Origin of the sequence: Clostridium weizhouense (assembly GCF_019431045.1) — a bacterium.
GTDB classification, from domain to species: domain Bacteria; phylum Bacillota; class Clostridia; order Clostridiales; family Clostridiaceae; genus Clostridium; species Clostridium weizhouense.
The window spans coordinates 300,088-325,891 of record NZ_JAHXPT010000001.1 but is presented as its reverse complement, the minus strand read 5'-3'; the positions used below and the strand labels follow the sequence as shown (position 1 = coordinate 325,891).

Annotated in this window: 18 protein-coding genes; all 18 read left to right on the top strand. The window is 27.7% G+C overall.

Annotation, left to right across the window (positions count from 1 at the left end; all coding sequences use genetic code 11):
- Positions 1-67: 67 nt before the first annotated feature.
- The 18 genes from KYD98_RS01510 (at position 68) to xdh (ending at position 25,798) form a co-directional block, all read left to right on the top strand.
- A complete protein-coding gene (locus KYD98_RS01510) occupies positions 68-787 on the top strand; it encodes a TraX family protein (protein WP_219777821.1) in 720 nt (239 codons plus the stop codon).
- Between the two features lie 258 nt (positions 788-1,045).
- Positions 1,046-1,720 (top strand): response regulator transcription factor, encoded by a 675-nt coding sequence (locus KYD98_RS01505; protein WP_219778006.1) that lies wholly within the window; start codon positions 1,046-1,048, stop codon positions 1,718-1,720.
- Positions 1,717-2,727 carry a sensor histidine kinase gene (locus tag KYD98_RS01500; RefSeq protein ID WP_219777820.1) on the top strand — a complete coding sequence of 337 codons (1,011 nt, stop codon included), beginning with the start codon at positions 1,717-1,719 and terminating at the stop codon, positions 2,725-2,727. The genes KYD98_RS01505 and KYD98_RS01500 overlap by 4 nt, the downstream gene beginning before the upstream one ends.
- A gap of 121 nt (positions 2,728-2,848) precedes the next feature.
- A complete protein-coding gene (locus KYD98_RS01495) occupies positions 2,849-3,619 on the top strand; it encodes an ABC transporter ATP-binding protein (protein WP_219777819.1) in 771 nt (256 codons plus the stop codon).
- Positions 3,609-5,597, top strand: coding sequence for an ABC transporter permease (locus KYD98_RS01490; RefSeq protein WP_219777818.1), 1,989 nt, complete (start codon positions 3,609-3,611; stop codon positions 5,595-5,597). Before KYD98_RS01495 ends, KYD98_RS01490 begins: the two co-directional genes overlap by 11 nt.
- Positions 5,598-6,114: 517 nt before the next feature.
- Positions 6,115-8,268, top strand: a complete 2,154-nt coding sequence (locus KYD98_RS01485; RefSeq protein ID WP_219777817.1) for a glycosyl hydrolase family 18 protein — start codon at positions 6,115-6,117, stop codon at positions 8,266-8,268.
- Between the two features lie 401 nt (positions 8,269-8,669).
- Positions 8,670-9,998, top strand: coding sequence for a uracil-xanthine permease family protein (locus tag KYD98_RS01480; RefSeq protein ID WP_219777816.1), 1,329 nt, complete (start codon positions 8,670-8,672; stop codon positions 9,996-9,998).
- 425 nt (positions 9,999-10,423) lie between these two features.
- Positions 10,424-12,166, top strand: a complete 1,743-nt coding sequence (locus KYD98_RS01475) for a sigma-54 interaction domain-containing protein (protein ID WP_219777815.1) — start codon at positions 10,424-10,426, stop codon at positions 12,164-12,166.
- A 379-nt stretch (positions 12,167-12,545) separates the two neighbouring features.
- On the top strand, positions 12,546-13,745 hold the full coding sequence (locus tag KYD98_RS01470) for a YgeY family selenium metabolism-linked hydrolase (RefSeq protein WP_219777814.1): 1,200 nt from the start codon (positions 12,546-12,548) through the stop codon (positions 13,743-13,745).
- A gap of 104 nt (positions 13,746-13,849) precedes the next feature.
- The gene (gene ygeW, locus KYD98_RS01465) at positions 13,850-15,043 is read left to right on the top strand and encodes a knotted carbamoyltransferase YgeW (protein ID WP_219777813.1); all 1,194 of its coding nucleotides are present in this window, start codon (positions 13,850-13,852) and stop codon (positions 15,041-15,043) included.
- Positions 15,044-15,231: 188 nt separating this feature from the next.
- Positions 15,232-16,164: a carbamate kinase gene (arcC, locus tag KYD98_RS01460; RefSeq protein ID WP_219777812.1), complete on the top strand. Its 933-nt coding sequence runs from the start codon at positions 15,232-15,234 to the stop codon at positions 16,162-16,164.
- A gap of 36 nt (positions 16,165-16,200) precedes the next feature.
- Positions 16,201-17,409, top strand: a complete 1,209-nt coding sequence (gene dpaL / locus KYD98_RS01455) for a diaminopropionate ammonia-lyase (protein WP_219777811.1) — start codon at positions 16,201-16,203, stop codon at positions 17,407-17,409.
- A gap of 26 nt (positions 17,410-17,435) precedes the next feature.
- Positions 17,436-18,770, top strand: a complete 1,335-nt coding sequence (ssnA, locus tag KYD98_RS01450) for a putative aminohydrolase SsnA (protein ID WP_219778005.1) — start codon at positions 17,436-17,438, stop codon at positions 18,768-18,770.
- 38 nt (positions 18,771-18,808) lie between these two features.
- On the top strand, positions 18,809-19,897 hold the full coding sequence (locus KYD98_RS01445; RefSeq protein ID WP_219777810.1) for a 4Fe-4S binding protein: 1,089 nt from the start codon (positions 18,809-18,811) through the stop codon (positions 19,895-19,897).
- Positions 19,898-20,062: 165 nt separating this feature from the next.
- Positions 20,063-20,440: a RidA family protein gene (locus KYD98_RS01440; protein ID WP_219777809.1), complete on the top strand. Its 378-nt coding sequence runs from the start codon at positions 20,063-20,065 to the stop codon at positions 20,438-20,440.
- Positions 20,441-20,530: 90 nt separating this feature from the next.
- A complete protein-coding gene (locus KYD98_RS01435; RefSeq protein WP_219777808.1) occupies positions 20,531-21,064 on the top strand; it encodes a nucleoside-triphosphatase in 534 nt (177 codons plus the stop codon).
- A 624-nt stretch (positions 21,065-21,688) separates the two neighbouring features.
- The gene (locus KYD98_RS01430) at positions 21,689-23,089 is read left to right on the top strand and encodes a nucleobase:cation symporter-2 family protein (RefSeq protein ID WP_219777807.1); all 1,401 of its coding nucleotides are present in this window, start codon (positions 21,689-21,691) and stop codon (positions 23,087-23,089) included.
- Positions 23,090-23,236: 147 nt separating this feature from the next.
- Positions 23,237-25,798 carry a selenium-dependent xanthine dehydrogenase gene (gene xdh, locus KYD98_RS01425; RefSeq protein WP_219777806.1) on the top strand — a complete coding sequence of 854 codons (2,562 nt, stop codon included), beginning with the start codon at positions 23,237-23,239 and terminating at the stop codon, positions 25,796-25,798.
- The last annotated feature ends 6 nt before the right edge of the window (positions 25,799-25,804 follow it).

The following is a 25,804-nucleotide window of genomic DNA, read 5'->3' as shown; positions in this document are numbered from 1 at the left end:
TTATATGCTAAGAAGCTAAAAAGAAAAAATAATCTTTTTAGAAATATATTTATTAGGGGTTGAAGTTATGGAAGCTAGAGAAGAAATATTAATAAAAAGTGGACTTAATGGTACTCAGTTAAAAATGTTGGCAATTATATGTATGGTTATAGATCATATAGCATGGACATTTTTGCCATCAGAAGTTTATCCAGTAAGTAGCGGTATATTACATTTTATAGGAAGATTAACATTTCCTATTTTATGCTTCTTTATAGGAGAAGGATATAGAAAATCATCTAATGTACCTAAGTATATGTTAAGATTATTTATTTTAGGATTAGTAAGCACAGTACCATTTTGTATGTTGTTTTTTAGTGGATGTGGGTATTTGCTAACAACTATATTTACATTATTTTTTGGACTTTGTGCATTATATTTAGCAAATAAGACTAAAAATAAGTTTTTAAAAGGTGTCATAGTTATATTCTTTATGATTATAAGTGTAGTTTCAGATGCAGGTGTATCAGGTGTTTTGTTGATTTATATGTTTGGAACTATAGATAATAAAAAGAAAGCTTTAATATACGGACTTACAGCAATGAATTCACTTGATCTTTTATTAACATTTTTAATAAGTGGTTCAATTAATATGGATATTATAGTTTCTATAATAGGAGTTTTTGTTAGTTATCCACTATTAATGAAGTATAATGAACAACGAGGAAAGAGTATAAAATATTTTTTCTATATTTTCTATCCACTCCATATAATAGTTCTTCTAGCAGCTAAAATGCTTATCAGATAATTTTATAAAAATAAATTACAAGAATGTAGTTAATAGATATTTTATTTATTGACTACATTTTTTTACTTTAAAGGAAGTTTGTAATAAAATTAAAAGCATAATGAGTATAAACAATATTATATAATTATAAAAAATGCTATGTTTTAAGGAATGTTGATATTGTAGAGTTCTTAAAGTAAATTCTTCTGTCTATGAGCTTTATAGTACAATATCAACAATATTTTAAAATATAGCAAATAAAAAAGATTGGTGGGTAGAATTATGAATGAGAAGATATTTATTGTAGAAGATGAAGAAAAAATAAGAAATGAATTAAGTATTTTTTTTAATAGATATGGATATGAAACTAAATATTCATTGAATTTTGGAAACATGGTAGAGGAGATTTTAAAGGAAAATCCACATATAGTTTTATTAGACATTAATTTACCACAATATGATGGTTTTTATATTTGCAGAGAACTTAGAAAAAAATCTGATGTTCCAATCATAGTTGTAACAAGTAGAGATAGTGAAATTGATGAACTTATGAGCATGAATATAGGAGCTGATGATTTTGTTACAAAACCTTACAACACTCAAATTCTTTTAGCTAGAATTTCATCAATTATAAGAAGAACATATAATAATAATGAAATGGAGATTTTTGAATATAGAAATCTTAAATATAATTTATCTACAAGTGAATTAGAATTTAATGAAAATAAAGTTGAATTAACCAAAAATGAAAGTAGAATTATATATACTTTAATAAAAAGTAAAGGAAAGATAGTATCAAGAGATGAACTTATAAATGCATTATGGCAAAGTGATGAGTTTGTGGATGATAATGCTCTAACTGTTAATATTAATAGGCTCAGAAGAAAAATTGAAACAATAGGGGCTAAGTCATACTTACAAACAAAGAGAGGTCAAGGATATATTTTGATATGAAATTTTTTGATTATTTTAAGGAAAGAGCAATTTTTATTTTAATAAATATAGCAATACTTGTAGCAAGTTCAGGCTTATTAAGAGTGCTAAGAGTTGATACATATGCTATTTTCTTTATATTTATTTTAAATTTAATAGGAAGTTTAATATTTCATGTTTATGACTATTTTAATAAAAATGTATACTATAAAAATATTTTAGAAGATTTACAACTTTTAGATAAGAAATATTTAATTTCTGAAGTTATAAATAAGCCTACATTTGTAGATGGAAAGATTTTATATGAAATAATAAAACATACAAATAAATCTATGAAAGATGAAATATCTAAAGTTAAAAGAGATACAGTAGAATATAGAGAATATATAGAGTTATGGGTACATGAAATAAAAACTCCTATAGCTTCATGTAAATTATTGTTAGAAAATAATGAATCAGAAGTTACAAGAAGTATAAACGAGGAAGTTGAAAAGGTTGAAGGCTATATTGAACAAGCTCTATTTTATGCAAGAAGCAATAATTTAGAAAAAGATTATATTATTAGAGAACTTAATCTAAGAAAATGCATTAATTCAACTATAAAAAGGAATGCAAATACTTTAATAAAAAAGAAAATTAAAATTGAATTAAGTAATGTTGATAAAATAGTATATTCAGATAGCAAGTGGATAGAATTTATTTTACATCAAATCATATCAAATAGTATAAAGTATATGGACAAAAAAGAAAGTATTATTAGATTATATTGTGAAGAGAAGAAGGAAAATGTAGTTCTTTATATATGTGATAATGGAATTGGAATGAGTGAAAAATGTATAAGGAAAGCATTTGAAAAAGGATATACAGGTGAAAATGGTAGGTTATATTCAAAATCTACAGGTATAGGTCTTTATCTGTGCAAAAAGTTATGTAAAAAACTTGGATTGTGGATAAACTTATTATCCAAAGAAGGGGAGGGAACTACAGTTTCAATTATGTTCCCTATAAATAAAATGATGAAGATTTAAAAATTGAGTGTTTTATTCCCCTAAACTAACAAAATTGTAATATTAGTGTTACATTATTCGATGGATGATGCCTTTAGTAAATAGTAACATAAACTTATAAGATAACTTATGGAGGAAAATTATGAGTAAAGAAGTTTTAAAAGTAGTAAATATAGAAAAATATTATGGGAATAAAGGAAATGTTACTAAGGCTATTAATAATATCAGTTTTGAAGTAGAAGAGGGAGAATTTGTTGGAGTTATGGGTACTTCAGGTAGTGGAAAGACAACCTTATTAAATTGTATTTCAACAATAGATAGTGTAACTAGTGGTCATATTTTTATTAATGATAATGATATAACTGAGCTTAATTCAAAAAAATTAGCTAAATTTAGACGGGAACAGCTGGGTTTTATATTTCAGGATTTTAATCTTTTAGATACTTTAACAGCGTATGAAAATATAGCATTAGCATTAACAATTTGTAAAGTTAATCATAAAGAGATTGATAGAAGGATTAGAAAGATTGCAGAAAAGTTAAATATAAATGATGTGTTAGAAAAGTATCCATATGAAATGTCTGGTGGTCAAAAGCAAAGGATAGCATCAGCAAGAGCTATTATAACAAATCCATCTTTAATATTAGCCGATGAACCAACAGGAGCATTAGATTCAAATTCAGCTAAAATGCTTCTTGAAAGTTTAAATGATTTAAACAAAAATTTAAATGCAACAATAATGATGGTAACGCATGATGCATTTACAGCAAGTTATGCAAGTAAAATTTTATTTATAAAGGATGGTAAGATATTTAATGAAATTATTCGTGGCAATGATTCAAGAAAAGTATTCTTTGATAGGATAATTGAAGTAGTAACTCTTCTTGGAGGTGACGCAAGAGATGTATTTTAAACTAGCTATTAAAAACTTAAAGAGGAGTTTTAAAGATTATACAATTTATTTTTTAACTTTGATATTTGGGGTATGTATATTTTATAGCTTTAATTCTATAGAATCACAGAAATTAATGATGAAAATAAGTGAAGATTATGAAAATGCCTTTGATTTAGTAAATACAGTTATGAATATAGTGTCTATATTTATTTCTTTTATTCTAGGATTTTTAATTATTTATGCCAATAATTATTTAATAAGAAGAAGAAAAAAAGAATTTGGTATTTACATGATATTAGGTATGGAAAGTAAAAGTTTATCAAGAATAATATTTCTAGAAACTCTATTAGTTGGAATATTATCACTAGGTATAGGATTAATAATTGGAGTGTTTTTATCTCAAGGTTTATCTGTTTTAACAGCAGAGATGTTTAATGTTAATCTTATACAGTTTAAATTTATTTTTTCTATAAGTGCATGTGTTAAAACAATAATATGTTTTGGATTAATATATTTAATTATATTAATATTTAACTCATTTTCAATTAGAAAAGTAAAGCTTATAAATTTATTAACAGTTGCTAAGAAAAATGAGACACTTAAAATTAGAAATAAAAAAAGATCAATTCTATTTTTTATTATAAGTATTTTAATGATAATATCTGCTTACTATATAATATTAAGTGATGGAATGGCAGTACTAGGCAAAAATATTACTATTTCATTTATATTAGGAGCAGTGGGAACATTTTTATTTTTCTTCTCATTATCAGGATTGTTAATAAAATTAGCTCAAAGTAATAAAAAACAGTATTTTAAGAATTTAAACATGTTTGTATTAAAACAAATAAATAGTAAAATAAATACAACATTTATATCTATGGCTTTTATATGTCTAATGCTATTTTTAGCTACAAGTATGTTATCAGGTGGGCTTGGACTTAATAAAGGTTTAAATGAAAATATCAGAGATTTAACTCAGTTTGATGCAACTTTTTGTAATTTAAAAGGGCAAGATATTAAGAAAATATTAAGTGATAAAGGCATAAATTTAAATGAATATGTAGATAAGTATGTTAGTTATAATATATATGATAATAAATTTGGATATAGAGATTTATTGAATAAGTATTTAACAGAAAAAGAAAATTCTTATTATAAAATTTATGTAAATGAAGATATACCAATAATGAAACTTTCAGAGTTTAATAAGATAATGAAAATGTTAAATAAACAACCCATTAAGCTTGAAGAAAATGAGTACATAATATTTACAGATGATCATGAAAATAAAGATTTATTAGAAAAAAGTTTACAAGATAAAACTAAAATTAATATAAATAATCATAATTTAGTACCATCTAATATGAAAGTTTTAGACGTCGTTATTTACAATGATATAATAAAACATAATTTAGCAACTATAATAGTAAATGATTCAGTACTTGAAGGCATAGTTCCAGTTAGATCATTTTTAAATTTAAATTATAAACTTGATGGTAATAATATAGAAAATAATTTAAATAAAGCTATAGATAACTTTGATAATGAAACAAAAAGTGATATTGGTTATAAGACTAAAAATCAAGTATTAGCACAATCAGCAGGAATAGCTGTTACATTATCTTATTTATCAATATATATAGGAATAATATTTTTAATAACATCAGCGGCTGTTTTAGCTCTTCAACAATTATCTGAATGTGATAATAATATAGAAAGATATAAACTTCTTACTAAAATAGGTGTAGATGAGAATATGATAAATAAATCTTTATTAATTCAGATAGGAATATATTTTATGGTACCTTTATCACTTGCAATTGTCCATTCTATTGTAGGTATAAAATTAGCTTCTCAAATGGTAACAATACTAGTGGGTGTAGGTATTGTTAATAACGTAATATTTACAGCTATATTATTAGTAGTTATATATGGTGGATATTTTATATCTACATATTTAGGAACCAAGAAAATGATAAAACAATATATTTAATTTTAACAGATATATTAAATATCTCTAAATAATTATATGTCGCACCATTATTTCTGCACTACATTTGTCAGAAAGGGTGTATGGCTAAAAAAAATCTAATGTTATGGAGATGTTTTTGAATTGACAATTGACCATGGATAATTGACAATGTAGGATGAAATCACTCGGTGATTTCTAAATAATATATATTGAAGAAAGCCAAAGGCTTTCAACCATAATTGTGCATTGTCAACTGTCAATTCTCCATTGAAACGTGGCGCAGTCACTTTTGTTATTTAATTTATCAAAATAAGAAAATAATATATTAATACTGTATTAGGAATTTTACATATAAACAAAAAAACAGTATTTATCACTAAAATTTAATAAAATAATAATTTTTAATAGCAATATTATACGTTTTTTATAAAAATACAATTTATCATATGATTATTTTAATTAAAATGTAATTTGTTTAAAAAAAATACATATGTATAGTGAGAGGAGTGAATAAAATAAGATAGGGGGAATCAAAAAAATGAAAGTCATAAGACTAAAAAAACTTTTAGCAGGATTAGTTGTAACTACAATGTCATTATCATTTTTAGGAGCACCAGTACATGCAAAAACAATCACAAATAAAGATCAAAAAAAAGTGGTAAGGCAAAGTAGTAAGAAAGATTTAAAGAGAAAGATAATAGGATATTTTCCGGAGTGGGCTTATAAAAGTGAAGTTCAGGGATATTTTAATGCAACTAATTTACAATGGGATTCATTAACCCATATTCAATACTCATTTGGATTAGTAGATCCATCTACCAATAAAATTAAATTAGGTGATAAACATGCAGCATTAGAAGAAGATTTTGCTGATTATGATTTATCTTATAAAGGAAAAAAAATAGAGCTTGATCCTACACTACCGTATAAAGGTCATTTTAATGTATTACAAACTATGAAAAAAAATTATCCTAATGTTAAATTGTTAATGTCTGTAGGCGGATGGGCAGGATCACGTGGATTTTATACTATGTTAGATACAGACGAAGGAATAGATACTTTTGCAGATTCATGTGTTGATTTCATAAGAAAATATAATTTTGATGGAATAGATATTGACTTTGAATATCCATCATCTACAAGTCAATCAGGAAACCCAGCAGATTTTGATTTATCAGAACCAAGAAGAGGTAAATTAAATGAAAGATATAATATATTAATGAAAACATTAAGAGAAAAAATAGATGAAGCATCTGAAAAATATAATAAAGATTATATTTTATCAGCAGCTGTTACTGCATCTCCTTGGGTTCTTGGAGGAGTTAATGATAACACATATGCTCAATATTTAGATTTTCTAAGTGTAATGTCTTATGATTATCATGGTGGATGGAATGAATATGTTGAAAATTTAGCAGGTATTTATCCAGATGAAGCAGATAGAGAGACAGCATCACAAATAATGCCTACACTTTGTATGGATTGGGCATATAGATTTTATAGAGGAGTATTACCATCTGAAAAAATAATAATGGGTATTCCATATTATACAAGAGGATGGGAAAACGTTCAAGGTGGAGAAAATGGACTTCATGGTTCAAGCAGAACACCGGCATCAGGAAAATATAATATTTGGGGTGATGATTTAGACAATGACGGAAAGTTAGAACCAGCAGGTGCTAATCCATTATGGCATGTATTGAATCTTATGGAACAAGATCCTAATTTAAAATTATATTGGGATGATGTTGAAAAGGTACCACATGTTTGGCAAAGTAAAGAAAGAGTTTTTTTATCTTTTGAAAATGAAAAATCTATTGATGAAAGAGTTAAGTATATAAAAAATAAAAATCTTGGTGGAGCTTTAATTTGGGTAATGAATGGTGATTATGGATTAAATCCTAATTATGTAGAAGGATCTGATAAGATAAATGAAGGCAAATATACATTTGGAGATACATTAACTAAAAAGCTAAGTAATGGATTAAAAAATATAGGCAATTGCAAAGAGACAAATGATGATAGCACTAGTTCATTAGAACCAGTAAACGTTGAAGTAAGTTTGGGTGGAATATATGATCATCCTAACTATACTTATAATATAAAAATAAAAAATTGTACTGATAAAAAAATAGATGGCGGATGGAATGTATCATTTGATTTACCTAAATCAGCATTATATAAATCTTCATGGGGAGGAACATATTCTTTAAAGAATAATGGAGATTTTAAAACAGTTACAATAAAATCAGGTAATTGGCAAAGTATTGAACCAGGCGCAAGTGTTACAATTCAAGGAATGATTGGATTATGCTTCTCAGGAGTTAGAAACATAACATTTAATGGTATGAATCCAATAGGACCTAGTACCGATAAAGTAAAAGAAGTAGAACTTGATGAATTAAGAGATATAATTGAAGAAGTGCCAAAAGAAATAAAAGAAGAAGGAGTACAGGAAATAACTGAAGAATCAGCAAAAGAAATAAAATCAGATGAGTCAACAATAAAAGAAGAAGTAAAAGAAATGGAAGATGATAAATCAAAAGAAAAAATAATAAATAATACAGAGGAATTGCAAAAAGAGACAACTGTGGATGAAGAGTCAATAAAAGAGGATCTAAAAGATGAATTAATAAATGATTCTGAAGAAGAAATAAACAATAATTCAAAAGAAATAATAGAAAATAATTAAATTTTAAATTAAGATTTTGCCAACATTTTGCTAATAATAGTTCAAAATGTTGGCATTTTTTATAAGTAAAAATACTAAAAAATTACATGTATAAAAATCGACGGCTAGTGACAGTAGTTATCAAAATATTTGTTTGATTTATCATTTTAATAAATGAAATAATAGAGAGTACGCTGTAAATAGTATATTAAAAATAAAACCAAGCATTATCAAAATGAGAAAAAAAGTTATCAAAGTGATAATGAATAGAATTTTATTTATATATAAAATGAGTTTAATTAATATAAAGTTAAAAAATCAGAAAAAACAAAGTTTTTAATTGGCATAACTATTGCTTAAGAATAGTTATAAGAATTACTGTAAACGTATAAATGTGATTCTGGTATAAGGGGGAATTTTTTATGGAGTTAAATGGGAAGTCGTTACTTTTTCAATTTGAAGGTAAGCCAGAGTTAAAAGAGATAGTTCCGTTAGGACTACAACATGTTGTAGCTATGATTATTGGATGTGTTACGCCAGCTATAATAGTGGCAGGGGTATCAGGTTTAAGTCCAGAAGATAAAATATTACTTGTTCAATCATCATTGTTTTTTGCAGGGATAGCAACTTTAATTCAACTTTTTCCTATATTTAGAGTAATAGGATCAAGATTGCCTATAATTGTAGGGACAAGTTTTGCATATGTACCGACATTAATAGCCATAGCTGATGAGTTTAATATTGCAACAATTTTGGGAGCGCAAGTAATTGGAGGAATAGTAGCTGTTATTTTTGGAATATTTGTTAAAAAGTTAGTTAGATTTTTTCCATTAATAGTAACTGGGACTGTTATATTTTCAATAGGTTTATCATTATATTCAGTTGCAATTAGATATATAGCAGGTGGAGCTGGAAGTCCAACTTTTGGTTCTCCTAAAAACTGGGGGGTTGCACTTATAACTTTAAGTGTAGTAATATTTTTGAATTATTTTACTAAAGGATCAGTAAAACTTGCATCTATATTAATAGGTATTATTGTGGGTTATATAGTTGCACTATGCTTTGGAATGGTTTCTTTTACAGATGTTCAATCAGCAGGATGGATGCAAACACCAAAATTTATGCATTTCGGAATGAGTTTTAATACTACAGCGATTATATCTATGGTTATAATGCATATAGTAAATTCTGTTCAAGCAATAGGTGATTTTTCTGCTACTACTGGAGGAGGAATGAATAGAGTTCCTACAGATCAAGAACTTTCAGGTGGAATAATTGGTAATGGTATTAGTAGTATTATTGGAGCATTTTTTGGAGGTATGCCCACTGCAACATTTAGTCAAAATGTTGGAATAGTAACAATGAACAAGGTTATAAATAGAAGTGTATTTGTATTTGCTTCAATAGTTATTATAATATCAGGTATAGTACCTAAATTTGCATCAATACTAACAAGTATTCCTCAATGTGTACTTGGAGGAGCTACACTATCAGTATTTGCAACTATTACAATGACTGGAATTAAAATGATTTCATCAATTAAACTTACAGCTAGAAATACTGCTATTGTAGGTTTATCAATTGCTTTAGGTGTAGGTATAGTTCAAGTTCCAGACGCATTAGCATTATTCCCTGGCTGGTTTATATCAATCTTTGGAAAATCTTCAATAGTTGTAACTACAATAGTAGCAATAACTTTAAATTTAATTTTACCTAAAGATGAGATAAATGAAAAAATTGTTAATGAATAATAGAATATAAATAATAAATTATAAAGATAGTGGGAAAGAGCTAATAGATTTTAAATATAATTTTAAAAATCTATTAGCTCTTTTTTTATGTGTAGGAACGTATAGAATTTTTTAAGTCTTAAAGGATGATAAAATCTAAGGTAAATAATATATTTTGCAGAAAGCCTATGGCTTTCAAGCACAATTGTTCATTGTAAACTGTCAATTTTCCATTGAAATGTAGCGTATACATTTTATTATTGTATAAAAGATTATAAATTTAATAGCTTAATTAGAACATAAATATTAAAGATAAAAAAACAAATTGATATGCTTAGAGTTATCATGGTACTATATGGTATAATAGTAAAGTATTTAAAATTAAAAACGATAAGAAAAACAACAAATTAAAAACAAATATTAGAATATAATAGGTGGGTTCAGAAATGAAGATAAATTTAATAGATATAAAAGATATAATAAACAAATATTCTATATTACTATCAAATCTATTAACAATAGATGTTGAGATAGTTGATGATAAATTAATAAGAGTTGCTGCAACAGGAATATATGAAAATAGAATTGGAGAAAATATAAGAGATCAAGGATATGTATATAGTAAAGCTTTAGATACAGGCAAAACGCTAGTGATAGAAAAACCAGGAAAAGAAAAATTATGTAATGAATGTAAGAAAAAGAACAATTGTAATGAATTTATGGAAATATGTGTACCTATTAAGTATGAAGAAAGTACATTTGGAGTAATCGGTTTAGTATGTTCTAATCAAGATCAAAAAGATAAATTAAAAAGTAATTTAAGTATTATGATTAAATTTTTAGAGCAGATAGCTGAATTTATTTCAATTAAAGTAATAGAACAAAATCAAATACTAGAAAATGAAAACAATATCAAATTTTTTAAAGAAATAATAAATTCTGTAGATGATGGAATTATAACTGTAGATATAAAAGATGAAATAATAACAGCAAATAATAATGCATTAAAGATATTAAAAGTTAGGCCAAATATCATAGGTAAAAAAATAACAATAGAAGAAACTGATGAATATACCCCTAAAGGAGGTATCTATAATTTTAATATTGAAAATGGAAAATTTAAAATTATAGGGAAAGTGGTAAACAATTATATAAACAATAAAGATTGTAATAAAATAATTGTTTTTAAAGAATTAATTGCTATTGAAGAAGAAATAAAGAAAAATAGTATAAATTGTGATTCAATAGTTGGACAAGCAAATAATATAGTAGAACTTAAAAAGAAAATAAAAAAAGTTTCATATACTGATGCTACAATATTAATTACAGGAGAAAGTGGTACAGGAAAAGAATTGGTAGCTAGGGCAGTACATTCAGAAGGTAATAGAAAAAATATGCCATTTATAGCGATAAATTGTGGTGCTATTCCAGAAAATTTATTAGAAAGTGAACTTTTTGGATATGTTAAAGGTGCATTTTCAGGAGCAAGTTCTTCAGGCAGAATAGGTAAATTTGAGCTTGCTAATAATGGAACAATTTTTCTAGATGAAATAGGCGATATGCCATTATATCTTCAAGTAAAAATTTTAAGAGTATTACAAGAAAAAACAATTGTAAAGATAGGTTCAAATAAATTAATAAAATTAAATATAAGAGTAATAGCAGCTACAAATAAAAATTTAAAAAAATTAGTTGATGAAGGTAAATTTAGAGCGGATTTGTATTATAGATTAAATATAATTCCTATTGAAATACCAAGTCTAAGGGATAGAGAAGATGATGTTTTATTAATAACAAAAATGTTAATTGAAAAATATAATTTAAGATGTAATAAGTATATACATACTATTGATAAAGAAATAATAAAAATATTTAAGGATTATAGTTGGCCAGGTAATATAAGAGAATTAGAAAATATAGTAGAATTTATGGTGAGTTTATCCGGAGAAAATGGAATACTTGAAAAGTCAATGTTACCAACATCATTTGTACAAAGTTATAATGAAGAACTTAAAAAAAGAAATGACGAAATTTGTATAGATGATGACATAATAAAATTAAAAGATATTGAAAAAATATATATTAAAAAAGCTTTAGATAAGTATGGTAATTCAACTAAAAGTAAAATGAAAGTAGCAAAAAAATTAGGTATAGGAATAGCTACTCTTTATAGAAAATTAGAGGAATAAAACATGATTTATCATTATGATAAATTATATTTTAATATGTTAAATTTAGTAGAATAAAGTAAGTTTTAAATTAGTAATATAAGAGAAAATAACAGACTAAATATATAAGTATATTAGTCTGTTATTTTTTTAGTTATCTTATTATTTTGATAAAAATAATTATCAAAATGATAATTATTTACTTTGAAATCCAAATAAGTACTTAAAATAATGTGATTAAGTAAGGTATAATGGAGATTTTCTATAAAAAATAAAGAAAACATTCATGAATTTTGGCAAGGTAATTGCTATGGTAATAGTTAGTGGTGATACATAAATAAAATCACTACAAAAATAGTGACATAGAATAATATTTTTTATAAAAGGCGGGGGAATAAATATGGATTTTGAAAACATTAAGTTAAAAGCAACAGCTTACGAAGCAGATATGACAAAATTTTTAAGGGATTTAATTGCTATCCCAGGAGAAAGTGCTAATGAAGAGTTAGTGATAAAGAGAATATCACAAGAAATGGAAAAGCTTGGCTTTGATAAAGTTGAAATCGATAATATGGGAAATGTTTTAGGATATATGGGAACTGGTAAAACTTTAATTGCTTATGATGCTCATATAGATACAGTTGGAATAGGCGAAATAAGTAATTGGAAATTTGATCCTTATAAAGGGTATGAAAATGAAGAAGAAATAGGTGGTCGTGGAGCTTCAGATCAATTAGGTGGAATAGTTTCTGCAACTTATGGAGCAAAAATAATGAAAGATTTAAATCTTTTATCTGACAAGTATACAGTATTAGTAACTGGTACAGTACAAGAAGAAGATTGCGATGGATTATGTTGGCAATATATCCATAATGAAGATAAAGTAAAACCAGAATTTGTTGTAATAACTGAGCCAACTAATGGAAATATTTATAGAGGTCAACGTGGACGTATGGAAATAAGAGTTGAAGTTAAGGGTATATCTTGTCATGGATCTGCTCCAGAACGTGGAGATAATGCAATTTACAAAATGGCTGATATATTACAAGAAGTTAGAGTATTAAATGATAACTTACATTATGATGAATTTTTAGGAAAAGGAACTGTAACAGTTTCAGAAATATTCTTTAATTCACCATCACGTTGTGCAGTAGCAGATATGTGTGCAGTTTCTTTAGACCGTAGATTAACTGATGGAGAAACTTTTGAATCAGCATTAGAAGAAGTAAGAAATCTTCCTTTTGTTAAAAAATATAATGCAGAAGTAACTATGTATAAATATGAAAGACCAAGTTGGACAAACCTTGTATATCCAACAGACTGTTATTTCCCAACTTGGGTAATACCTGAAGATGCACCAGCAACTAAAGCTATGGTTGAAGCTTATGAAGGAATGTATGGAAAACCATTAGTAGATAAATGGACATTCTCAACTAATGGAGTATCAATAATGGGTAGATATGGAATCCCATGTATAGGATTTGGACCAGGAAAAGAAGAAGAAGCACATGCGCCAAATGAAAAAACTTGGAAAGCTGATTTAGTAAGATGCGCTGCTGTTTATGCTGCAGTACCAACAATTTATTGTAGCAATAAATAAAGATAAATAAGACTATGTTTTTAAGTAAATGTTGATATTGTAGTATTAACACTATTAAAAATATAAGAATTAATAAATAAAGAAAAAATATTGGAGGAATTACGATGAGTATAATAGATAAATATATTGAAAAATTAAATACATTAGATTTTAAGGACATGTACAATAATGATTTTATGTTAACTTGGGATAAAACTGATGATGAGCTTCAAGCTGTTTTTACGATAGCAGAAACTTTAAGAAAGTTAAGAGAGAATAATATATCTCCAAAGATATTTGATAGTGGACTTGGAATTTCATTATTTAGAGATAATTCAACAAGGACAAGATTTAGTTTTGCATCTGCATGTAATCTTTTAGGTCTTGAAGTACAAGATTTAGATGAAGGTAAATCACAAGTGGCTCATGGAGAAACAGTAAAAGAAACTGCTAATATGATTTCATTCATGGCTGATGTTATTGGTATTCGTGATGATATGTTTATTGGAAAAGGACATACTTACATGAAAAATGTTTCAGAATATGTTCAAGAAGGTAATGAAAATGGAACATTAGAACAAAGACCAACTCTTGTTAATTTGCAATGTGATATAGATCATCCAACACAAGTAATGGCAGATACACTTCATTTAATAAATGAACTTGGTGGTGTTGAAAATCTAAAAGGTAAAAAGGTTGCTATGACTTGGGCATATTCACCATCATATGGTAAACCACTTTCAGTTCCACAAGGTGTTATTGGATTATTAACTAGATTTGGAATGGATGTAGTATTAGCTCACCCAGAAGGTTATGAAGTTATGGGTGAAGTTGAAGAAGTTGCAAAGAAAAATGCAGAAAAATCAGGCGGATCATTTACAAAAACAAATTCTATGGAAGAAGCATTTAAAGATGCTGATATAGTATATCCAAAGAGTTGGGCTCCTTATATTGCAATGGAAAAAAGAACAGATTTATATGCAAAAGGAGACCAAGCTGGTATTGATGAACTAGAAAAAGAATTATTAAAACAAAATGAAGAGCATATTGATTGGCAATGTACTGAAGAATTAATGAAGCTTACTAAAGATGGTAAGGCTATCTACATGCATTGTTTACCAGCTGATATTACAGGAGTAAGCTGTAAAACAGGAGAAGTTGATGCTAGTGTATTTGATAGATATAGAAAATCTTTATATAAAGAAGCAAGCTTTAAACCATACATTATAGCAGCTATGATTTTCTTAAGTAAAGTTAAAAATCCACAAGAGACTTTAAATAAATTAGTTGAAAAAAATAAATCACGTCATTTTGAATAAGCTCACAATTTTATATTTGTTTAAATAAAATTATTTATGGAAACGTATTGGATTAGGAGTTTCTTTTTAGAAATAAATTGATTTATTATTTGTTTCTAAATTATTAAGGCTCTTTTGGAAAACCCATAAGAGCCTGCATTTAGCTCTAAATATTAGGATTTTAAAACATAAATAATGAGGTGGAAAATATGAAAAAAAAGGTTGTAATTGCATTAGGTGGAAATGCATTAGGTAATACATTAGAAGAACAGATGAATGCTGTAAGAACTACTGCTAAAGCAATAGTTGATTTGATTGAAGATGGAAATGAAGTTGTTATTTCTCATGGAAATGGTCCTCAAGTTGGAATGATAAATGTAGCTATGAGTGAACTTCATAAATTAGATCATAGATATTCTCTTTGTCCTATGTCAGTCTGTGTTGCTATGAGTCAAGGTTATATAGGATATGATTTACAAAATCAAATTAGAGAAGAATTATTAAATAGAAATATAAATAAGGATGTTTCAACTATTATTACACAAGTTGAAGTAGATCCAGAAGATGAGGCTTTTAAAAATCCAACTAAGCCAATTGGTAGTTTCATGACAAAGGAAGAAGCAGAAATTGCTATAAAAAAAGGAGATAAAGTAATTGAAGATGCTGGTAGAGGATATAGAAGAGTTGTTGCATCACCAAAGCCAGTAGGTATTGTAGAGATAAAAACAATTAAAAATTTAATTAAAGATGGTCAAGTTGTGATTGCTTGTGGTGGAGGTGGAATTCCTGTTATAAAGGAAGGAAATCATTTAAAAGGCGTAGGAGCTGTAATTGATAAAGATTTTGCTAGTTGTACACTTGCAAAAGAACTTGATGCAGATTGTTTAATTATTTTAACTGCCGTTGAAAAAGCTGCTATAAATTTTGGTAAAGAAAATGAACAATGGTTAGCTGATGTCAATGTAACTGATATGAAAAAGTATGTAGAAGAAGGACATTTTGCACCAGGTTCAATGAAACCAAAGGTAGAAGCGGGAATAGACTTTGCTTCATCAAAAGAAGGTAGATATTCATTAATTACTCTTCTTGAGAAAGCAAAGGATGGAATAAATGGTAAGACTGGTACTAGAATAAAGGGTTAGGAAGTTTTAACTATAACGCTAATTGGAGGCGAGATTATGGAAAGTATATTATGGAAAAAAAATACACTACCTAAAATTAATAATGAGAACTTATTAGATTTTTTAAGTAAAGAGGAAATAACTAAATCTAGAGATTTTCATAAAAGTTTTCCTCAATATGAAGAAACACCATTAGTTAATTTAGAAAATTTAAGTAAGGACATAGGATTAGGTGGTATTTATATAAAAGATGAGTCATATAGATTTGGATTAAATGCATTTAAGGTATTAGGTGGATCTTTTGCTATGGCAAAGTATATGGCACAAAAATTAAATAAAGATATATCTGAATTACCTTATGAAAAGTTAATTTCACCAGAGCTAAGAGAGGAACTTGGAGAAATTACATTTGTAACAGCTACAGATGGTAATCATGGAAGAGGTGTTGCTTGGACTGCAAATAAGTTAAAGCAAAAATCTGTAGTTTATATGCCAAAGGGATCATCAAAAACAAGATTAGAAAATATAAGAAAAGAAGGCGCAGAAGCTTCTATAACTGATATGAATTATGATGATGCAGTAAGACTTGCAGCAAAATATGCAAGTGAAAATAATGGGGTAGTTATACAAGATACTGCATGGGAAGGTTATGAAGAAATTCCAGCATGGATAATGCAAGGTTATGGAACTATGGGACTTGAAGCATTAAATCAATTAGTTGAATATGGAGTTGAAAGACCAACTCATATATTTATACAAGCTGGTGTAGGTTCTTTAGCAGGTGCAATTCAAGGATTCTTTGCTTCTGTATTTAATGTAAATTGTCCAAAGACAGTAATAGTAGAATCAAATTTAGCAGATTGTTTATATAAATCAGCAATGGCTAATGATGGATCCCTAAGAGCAGTAGGCGGAGACATGCAAACAATAATGGCTGGTTTAGCTTGTGGAGAAGCAAATACAATTGGTTGGAAAGTTTTAAAGAAATATTCTGATACATTTGTTTCAGCTCCAGATTATGTTGCAGCAAATGGTATGAGAATACTTGGTAATCCATTAAGAGGAGATAAAAAGGTTACTTCAGGTGAATCAGGTGCTGTTACTTTAGGATTACTTTATGAGATAATGAAAAATGATAAATATAAAGATTTAAAAGAGTCATTAGAATTAGATGAAAATTCAAAAGTATTATTATTTAGTACAGAGGGAGATACAGATCCAAATAAGTATAAAGATATAGTTTGGAAAGGTGAACATAACAAATAAAAATTATAGTTAAAGAGGGTGGCATGATGCTATTAGTTGGAAATGGAAGGGTAATAACTCAAGATTATAAAAAGCCCTATTTAGAAGATGGTTGTATTGCAATAGAAGATAATATTATTCTAGAAGTTGGCAATACAGATGAGCTTAAAAGAAAGTATAAAGATTATGAGTTTATAGATGCAGAAGGAAAAGTTATAATGCCTGGATTAATAAATACTCATCATCATATATATAGCGCATTTGCAAGGGGATTAATATTAAATAATCCTCCATCAAAAAATCTAATTGATATTCTTGAAAATGTTTGGTGGAAAATAGATAAGAAATTAACTTTAGAAGATGTTAAATACAGTGCTTATACAACTTTAATTGATTGTGTAAAAAATGGAGTTACTACAGTATTTGATCATCATGCTAGCCCTATGTCAGCAAGTAGAAGTTTGTTTACTATAGCAGATGCAGCTACTCATTTAGGTATTAGAGGGGTTTATGCTTATGAAGTTTCCGATAGAGATGGCGAAGAAATTTTAAATGACGGTATAGAAGAAAACGTTAACTTTATTAAAGCTTCAAATAAAAGAGCTGATGATATGGTAAAAGGTATGTTTGGAATGCATGCATCATTTACCCTTAGTGATGAAAGTTTAAAAAAATGTGTAGATAGCATGAAAGGTCTTGATGCAGGATATCATATTCATGCAGCAGAAGGAATTGAAGATTTAAATAATTGCTTAAAAAATAACAGTAAGAGAGTAATTGAAAGATTAAATGATTTTGGAATTTTAGGAGAAAAAACAATAGCAGCTCATTGTATTCACATAAATAAAAAAGAGATTGATATTTTAAAAGAAACCAATACTAATGTAGTTAATAGTCCAGAGTCTAATATGGGGAATGCTGTGGGGTGTGCACCAGTAATAGAAATGATTGAAAATAAAGTAGTAGTTGGTCTTGGAACTGATGGATATACATCAGATATGCTTGAATCAATGAAGGTTGAAAATATAATTCATAAACATAACTTATGTGATTCTAATGTAGGATTTTTAGAAAGCAGCAAAATGTTATTTGAAAATAATAGAGATATAGCATCTAAATATTTTAATAAACCACTTGGAATATTAAAAGAAGGTTCATATGCAGATGTAATAATTGTTGATTATAACCCATTAACACCAATGAGTGAACAAAACTTAAATGGACATATATTATTTGGAATGAGTGGAAGATGTGTAGATACAACAATTATTAATGGTAAAGTTATAATGCAAAATAGAAATATTATTACTTTAGATGAGAAGAATGTATTTAAAGAGTCAAGAGAAGTAGCACAAAGATTGTGGGAAAAATTAAAACAATAGATTAATTTTATATAAGGTTTTATAGGGGGAACAGTATTATGGCAAATTTAAAAGTTAATATACTTGGAATGGAATTTAATAATCCAATATTTACAGCAGCAGGCCCAGGTGCAAAAGATGGAGAACTATGTGTTTCAGCGGTCAAGGGAGGTGCTGGTGGATTAGTTACAAAAACAATATCTGAAAAGCCAGCAGATGTACCAAGACCTTGTATGGCAAAAACTAATGCAGGTTTTTTAAATACAGAACTTTGGTCAGAGCTTCCAAAGGAACAATGGGTAGAAAAAGAATATAAAAGAGCAAAGGAAGCAGGAGTACCAATGATAGTAAGCATGGGATACACTGCAGATCAAATAAAAAAAGTTGCACCTTTAGTAAAACCATATGCAGATGCAGTTGAATTATCAACTCATTATGTTGGAACTGATATTGCTCCAATAGTTGAAGCAATGAAAGCTGCTAAAGCAGCACTTGATTGTCCTGTATTTATGAAAATGAGTCCTCATACAGATATTCAAAAAATAGCTAAAGCATTAGAAGAAGCGGGAGCAGACGGACTTGTAATGATAAATTCAGTAGGACCATGTATGGCTATTGATATAGAAACAGGATATCCAATCATGGGAAGTGAAAAGGGATATGGATGGTTATCAGGATCAGCAGTAAAGCCGGTAGCTATTAGAAATATTTATGATGCTTCTAAGGTGATAAAGATACCAATAATAGGTGTTGGAGGAATTACTTCTGGTAAGGATGCAGCAGAAATGTTAATGGCAGGTGCACAATCTGTTCAAGTTTGTACAGAAGCTATTTTAAAAGGACCAAGTGTTTATGGAAAAATTGCTAAGGAATTAAATGATTTCTTAGATAGTCATGGATACAAGGATGTAAATGAAATAATAGGACTTGCTCATAAAAAATCTGAAGAAAGAAAGTTTAGAGCAGAATCAATACCACCTACTGTAAAACAAGATCTTTGTATAAAATGTGGAACTTGTAAAACAAGCTGTGTATATGAAGCAATAGAAGTTGGAGAAGAATTAATCATCGATAGTAATAAATGTTTTGGATGTGGATTATGTGTAACTAGATGTCCAAAGAATGCATTATCAATGCAATATAATTAAAATGAAAATAAATATATTTAAATGACGTTAAAATAAACAAATCCTAAGAATGCAGAAGAGTAATTTGAAAGTGGAGTTTATTATCTCATGTGCCTAACATCCACTAAAAATACATTTTATAAAATTATAAAAAACCGGAAAGTAAAAGGAAAAGGAGAATTTATTATGAAGAAAATAATTAATACACCAAATGCACCAGAAGCAATAGGACCATATTCACAAGGAGTAATTATAGATAAGTTAGTATATACATCTGGACAATTACCTATAAATCCAAATACAAAGGTTATGGCAACAGAGATAAAAGAAGCAACTAAGCAAAGTATAGAAAATTGTAAGGCTATTTTAGAAAATGCAGGTACAACTCTTGAAAATGTAATTAAAACTACAGTTTTTGTAAAAGATTTAAATGATTTTTCAGCAGTAAATGAAGTATATGCACAATATTTCACACAAAATTTCCCTGCAAGAAGTTGTGTACAAGTAGCTAAATTACCAATGGATGCCTCAGTAGAAGTAGAGGTTATTGCTACATTAGTATAAGTAAAATACATGAAAGAAATAACAAGTTAAAGATACAATGTATACTGACTTGTTATTTTTTTATAGTATGATTATAAAGGAAAGTTAATTATGTATAAAAATATATTTATTACAGGTAAAATACAATGTGGAAAAAGTACATTAATAAATAAAGTGCTTGATGAATTAAAGATCGCCTATTCAGGCTACAGAACATTACCTTATTATATAAATGGAGAAAAAGGTGGTTATTATATAGAAACTATCAATTTAAAGCATAAATTAAAAGATAAAATTTCAATAAATATATCATCACAAAAATGTACTGCTCTTATTAAAGGGTTTGATATTACTGGTGTAGAGATTTTAAGGAATAGTATGGAAGATAAAGTTTCAAAAATAATTTTATTAGATGAGATTGGGATTTTGGAAAAATGTTCTTCACAATTTATTAAAGAAATAAATAACTGCTTAAATAATGAAAAGTTAGTAATTGGAGTTTTAAAGAGGAAAGATGATGAGTTCTTAAATGGAATAAGTGAGAGAAGTGATAGTTTAGTAATAAACATAGAACAAAGCACATATGAAGAAAGAGAAAATATAAAAAAACAAATTATTAAATATATAGAAAATGTATTTAGATAAAGTAAAATTTTATAATAACTAAATTGATAGGAAATTGAAAATAAATTTTGGGGAATCTATACATATAAAATAATGAAGAGATTAAAAATTATTAGGTACATAAAATGAGAAGTGGTCAAAGCTAATAGAAAGGACTAATTTTATCTTTTATGTGCCTTAATTGTTGTATAAAAATTATGAATATAGAAATTTAATTTTATAATTTTTATACAAAAATTTATTTATAAAGCTCTGATTATCAAAATGATAAATAAAATTCTCTTTTTGATAATTTTAATAAATAGATTATAGAATAATATGCAATTTAATTATTTTAAATTACCAAAATGATAAAAAATATAGAAGTTTAAAATTAAAATTTTAAGCAAAAATGTAAACAATTACTTAGTTTTAAAAAAATTTTATTATATAAGAGAAATATATTTATATTAATTAATAAATAATAGAAATTTAGTACAAAAATTCGAAAAAACTCAGATTTTATTTTGGCATGAAATATGCTAGTTACTAGTAATAGAATATTATATGCTACACAAGAAAAAATAGTTTATGAGATATACTTACTAAATACAAAAAATTTAATAAGATGTTATAGGATTGAATTGATGAGGGGATTTGAGAATTATGAGAGAAAAAAATGGGGATAATTTAATACCTGAGGTTGACGAAAAAATACCTTTCTCAAAGTTATGGATATTTTCACTTCAACATGTTATGTCAATGTGCGCAGGTGCTGTAGCTGTTCCAATTATGATTGGAGGTGCAGCTGGTCTAGAGCATTTAGAAATAGTTTTTCTTATAAGTGCAGGACTGTTTATGGCTGGAATAGGTACTTTAATTCAAGGATATGGAATGAAAAATATTGCAGGAGCTAAAATTCCAGTTATAGAAGGTACAAGCTTTGCAGCAGTATCTGGAATCCTTGCAATTATTGCAGGAGCTCATGGTGATAAGCATTTAGCAATGACAACTGTTTTTGGATCAGTAATTATATCAGGATTATTCTGTTTTATTATAGCACCTGTATTTGGAAAACTAATAAAATTTTTTCCAAAGATAGTTACAGGAACAATTGTGTTAGTAATAGGTATTTCTATAATGCCAGTAGGTATAAAGTGGATAACTGGAGGAGTAGCAAAACCAGCAAGTGTACAAGAAGTAGAATTATCATTAACAGTTTTAGTAATAACATTACTATTATTCAAGTATATAAAAGGAATTTGGAATAGTGCAGCAATCCTTTTCTCTATTGTAATAGGAACTGTATTATCTATGGCTTTAGGTATGGCTGATTTTAGCCAAGTTAAAGATGTAGGATGGTTTAGTTTAAATGTACCATTAAAATTTGGAATGCCTACATTTAATGTTTCAGCCATAATTTCTATGATTTTAATAATGCTTGTTTTAATGACTGAATCAGTTGGAAATATGATAGCAATACATGAAATAACAGATAAAGATATTACTGAACAAAATATAAGAAGAGGTTTAGCTGGAGATGGTATTTCAACATTTTTAGCAGGTATATTTAATACTTTTCCAATTACACCATTTGCTCAAAATACAGGGCTTATTGGATTAATAAATATAAAGTCAAGATTTGTAGGTATTTATGCAGGAATAATTCTTTTAGTTTTAAGTTTTATACCTAAATTTGCAGCGGTAATGGGTGCTATACCAAAGCCAGTACTTGGTGGTGTTGGGTTTGCAATGTTTGGAATGGTGTTGGTTGGAGGAATTAAAACATTATCAAAAGTTAAATTTGATGGTACTAAAAATTCAGTAATAGTTGCTGTAAGTATAGGACTCTCAATGATACCATTAGCTAATTTAACATTTTATGAAAATTTTCCAGCATGGGTGCAAACTATTTTCCATAGTGGAATAACTACAGGAAGTATATCAGCAGTTTTATTAAATATATTTTTTAATGTTTTAGGAAATAAGAATATAGAGGAAAAGTCATCAAGTAATGAAATTGAAGAAATTTATATAAGTAATGAGTCTTTAGAAATAAATAATTAAAGATTAATGTAGTATAAGTAAAGATTGAATATTAAAAGGTAGTATTTTTACATGACAAGCAATTTGTAAATTTATGTAATTATAAGATAAAAGTAAAAGGGAAATATCTAAAAAAGACAAAAGTGAGATTATGAGGAGTGATAAGATTTGTTTAAATTCATTCTTAATGGACAAGAAAAAAACGTTAGTGAAAATAAAAAGCTTTTAAAATATCTAAGAGAAGATTGTGGTATTACTTCGGTAAAAAATGGATGTTCAGAAGGTGCATGTGGAACATGCATGGTTATAATTGATGGAAAAGCTCAAAAATCATGTATTCTTACTATTGAAAAAGTAAATGGTAAAGAAATAACAACAATAGAAGGGTTTACAGAGAGAGAAAGAGATGTATTTGCTTATGCTTTTACTGAAGCTGGTGCAGTTCAATGTGGATTTTGTATACCAGGAATGGTTATTAGTGCAAAGGCATTATTTAATAGAACTTTAAAACCAACAAGTGAAGAGGTTAAAAAAGCTTTAATTGGTAATATATGTAGATGTACAGGGTATGTAAAAATAGAAAAAGCTATTATGATGGCTGCTGAAATATTTAGAGAAAATAAAGAGGTTCCAAAAGTTGCATGTAAAGGTTTAGTAGGAGAACCTATGGCAAGAGTTGATGCTAAAGATAAAGCTTTAGGAATAGGAGAATATGCAGATGATATAAGAATTGAAGGAATGCTTTATGGTGTAGCTTTAAGAAGTAAATATCCTAGGGCATTAGTAGAGAGTATAGATATATCTGAAGCAGAAAAAATTGAAGGGGTAATTAAAATTGTAACAGCAGAAGATATTCCAGGAAAAAGGTATTTAGGACACCTTAAAAAAGATACTCCAGCTTTAGTAAAGGTTGGAGAAGAAACAAGATATCTTGGAGATGCAATAGCTTTAGTTGCAGCAGAAACTGAGGAAATTGCAAGAGAAGCATTAAAACATATAAAAGTAGATTTTGAAGAATTAAAACCTATATCATCTCCAGAAGAAGCAATGAAATCTAATGCTCCTAAAATACATGAAGGTGGAAATATTCTAGTTCATGAACATTTAGTAAGGGGAAATGCTGATGAGGCTATAAAGAATTCTAAATATGTTGTTACAAATAAATTTAAGGTTCCATTTACTGAACATGCCTTTTTAGAACCAGAGGCATCAGTTGCAGTTCCAGATGGAGAAGATGGATTAATAGTTTATACAGGAACTCAAAGTATATATGATGATTTTAGGGAAATAGGTTCATTATTAAATTTAGAAGAAGATAAGTTAAGGATTATTTCAAAATATGTAGGTGGAGGATTTGGTGGTAAGGAAGATATGAGCTGTCAACATCATACTGCATTACTTGCATATCTTACTAAAAAACCAGTAAAGATGTGTCTTACAAGACAAGAAAGTATCATAGTTGATACTAAAAGACATGCCATGGATATGGAATTTACAACAGCATGTGATGAAAATGGAAAATTAACTGCAATGAAAGCAGAAATAATAGCAGATACAGGAGCATATGCATCACTTGGAGGACCAGTTCTTCAAAGAGCATGTACTCATGCAGCAGGACCATATAATTATCAAAATATGGTTGTTGATGGAATAGCAGTTTATACAAACAATACTCCAGGAGGCGCATTTAGAGGATTTGGAGTAACTCAGTCAGCATTTGCAACAGAATGTAATTTAAATCAATTAGCAGAAATGGTTGGGATAGATCCATTTGAAATGAGAATGTTAAATGCAATAAGACCAGGTGAGGTTCTTCCAAATGGTCAGATTGCTGATGAAGGTACTGCTTTAGTTGAAACTTTAGAAGCTGTTAAAGATTTTTATTATAGCAATAAATATGCTGGAATAGCATGTGCATTTAAAAATGCAGGTATTGGTGTTGGATTACCAGACACAGGAAGATGTAAAGTTGGAGTAATAGATGGAAAAGTTCATATAAGGACTTCAGCAGCTTGTATGGGTCAAGGTGTAGGAACGGTAGTAGTACAAGTTGTTGGTGAAGTTTTAGGAATTCCAGCTTCACAAATAGTTTATGAGACTCCTGATACAAAAATAACTCCAGATTCAGGAACATCAACAGCTTCAAGACAAACAGTATTCACAGGAGAAGCCACAAGAATTGCAGCATTAAAATTAAAAGAAGCATTAAAAGGAAAAACATTAAAAGAATTAGAGGGAATAGAATTTTTTGGAGAATATTTAGGGGTTACCGATAAAATGGGTAGTCCTAAAGAAAATCCAGTAAGCCATGTTGCTTATGGATATGCAACTCAAGTTGTTGTTATTGATGAACAAGGAAAACTTAAAAAAGTAGTTGCAGCTCATGATGTAGGAAAAGCAATAAATCCTAAAAATGTAGAAGGACAAATTGAAGGTGGAGTTGTAATGGGATTGGGTTATGGATTAACAGAGGATTATATAATAGAAAATTCAGTTCCTAAGGTTAAATTTGGAACATTGGGACTTTTAAGAGCAACTCAAGTGCCAGAAATTACACCTATTATAATAGAAAAAAATACACAAGAGTTATCTTTTGGAGCAAAAGGAGTTGGAGAAATTACTTGTATTCCAACAGCACCAGCAGCTCAAGGAGCTTATTATAAATTAGATGGAATATTTAGAACAGAACTACCACTAAAAAATACATTTTATAAGAAAGCAAAAAAGTAATAAAGA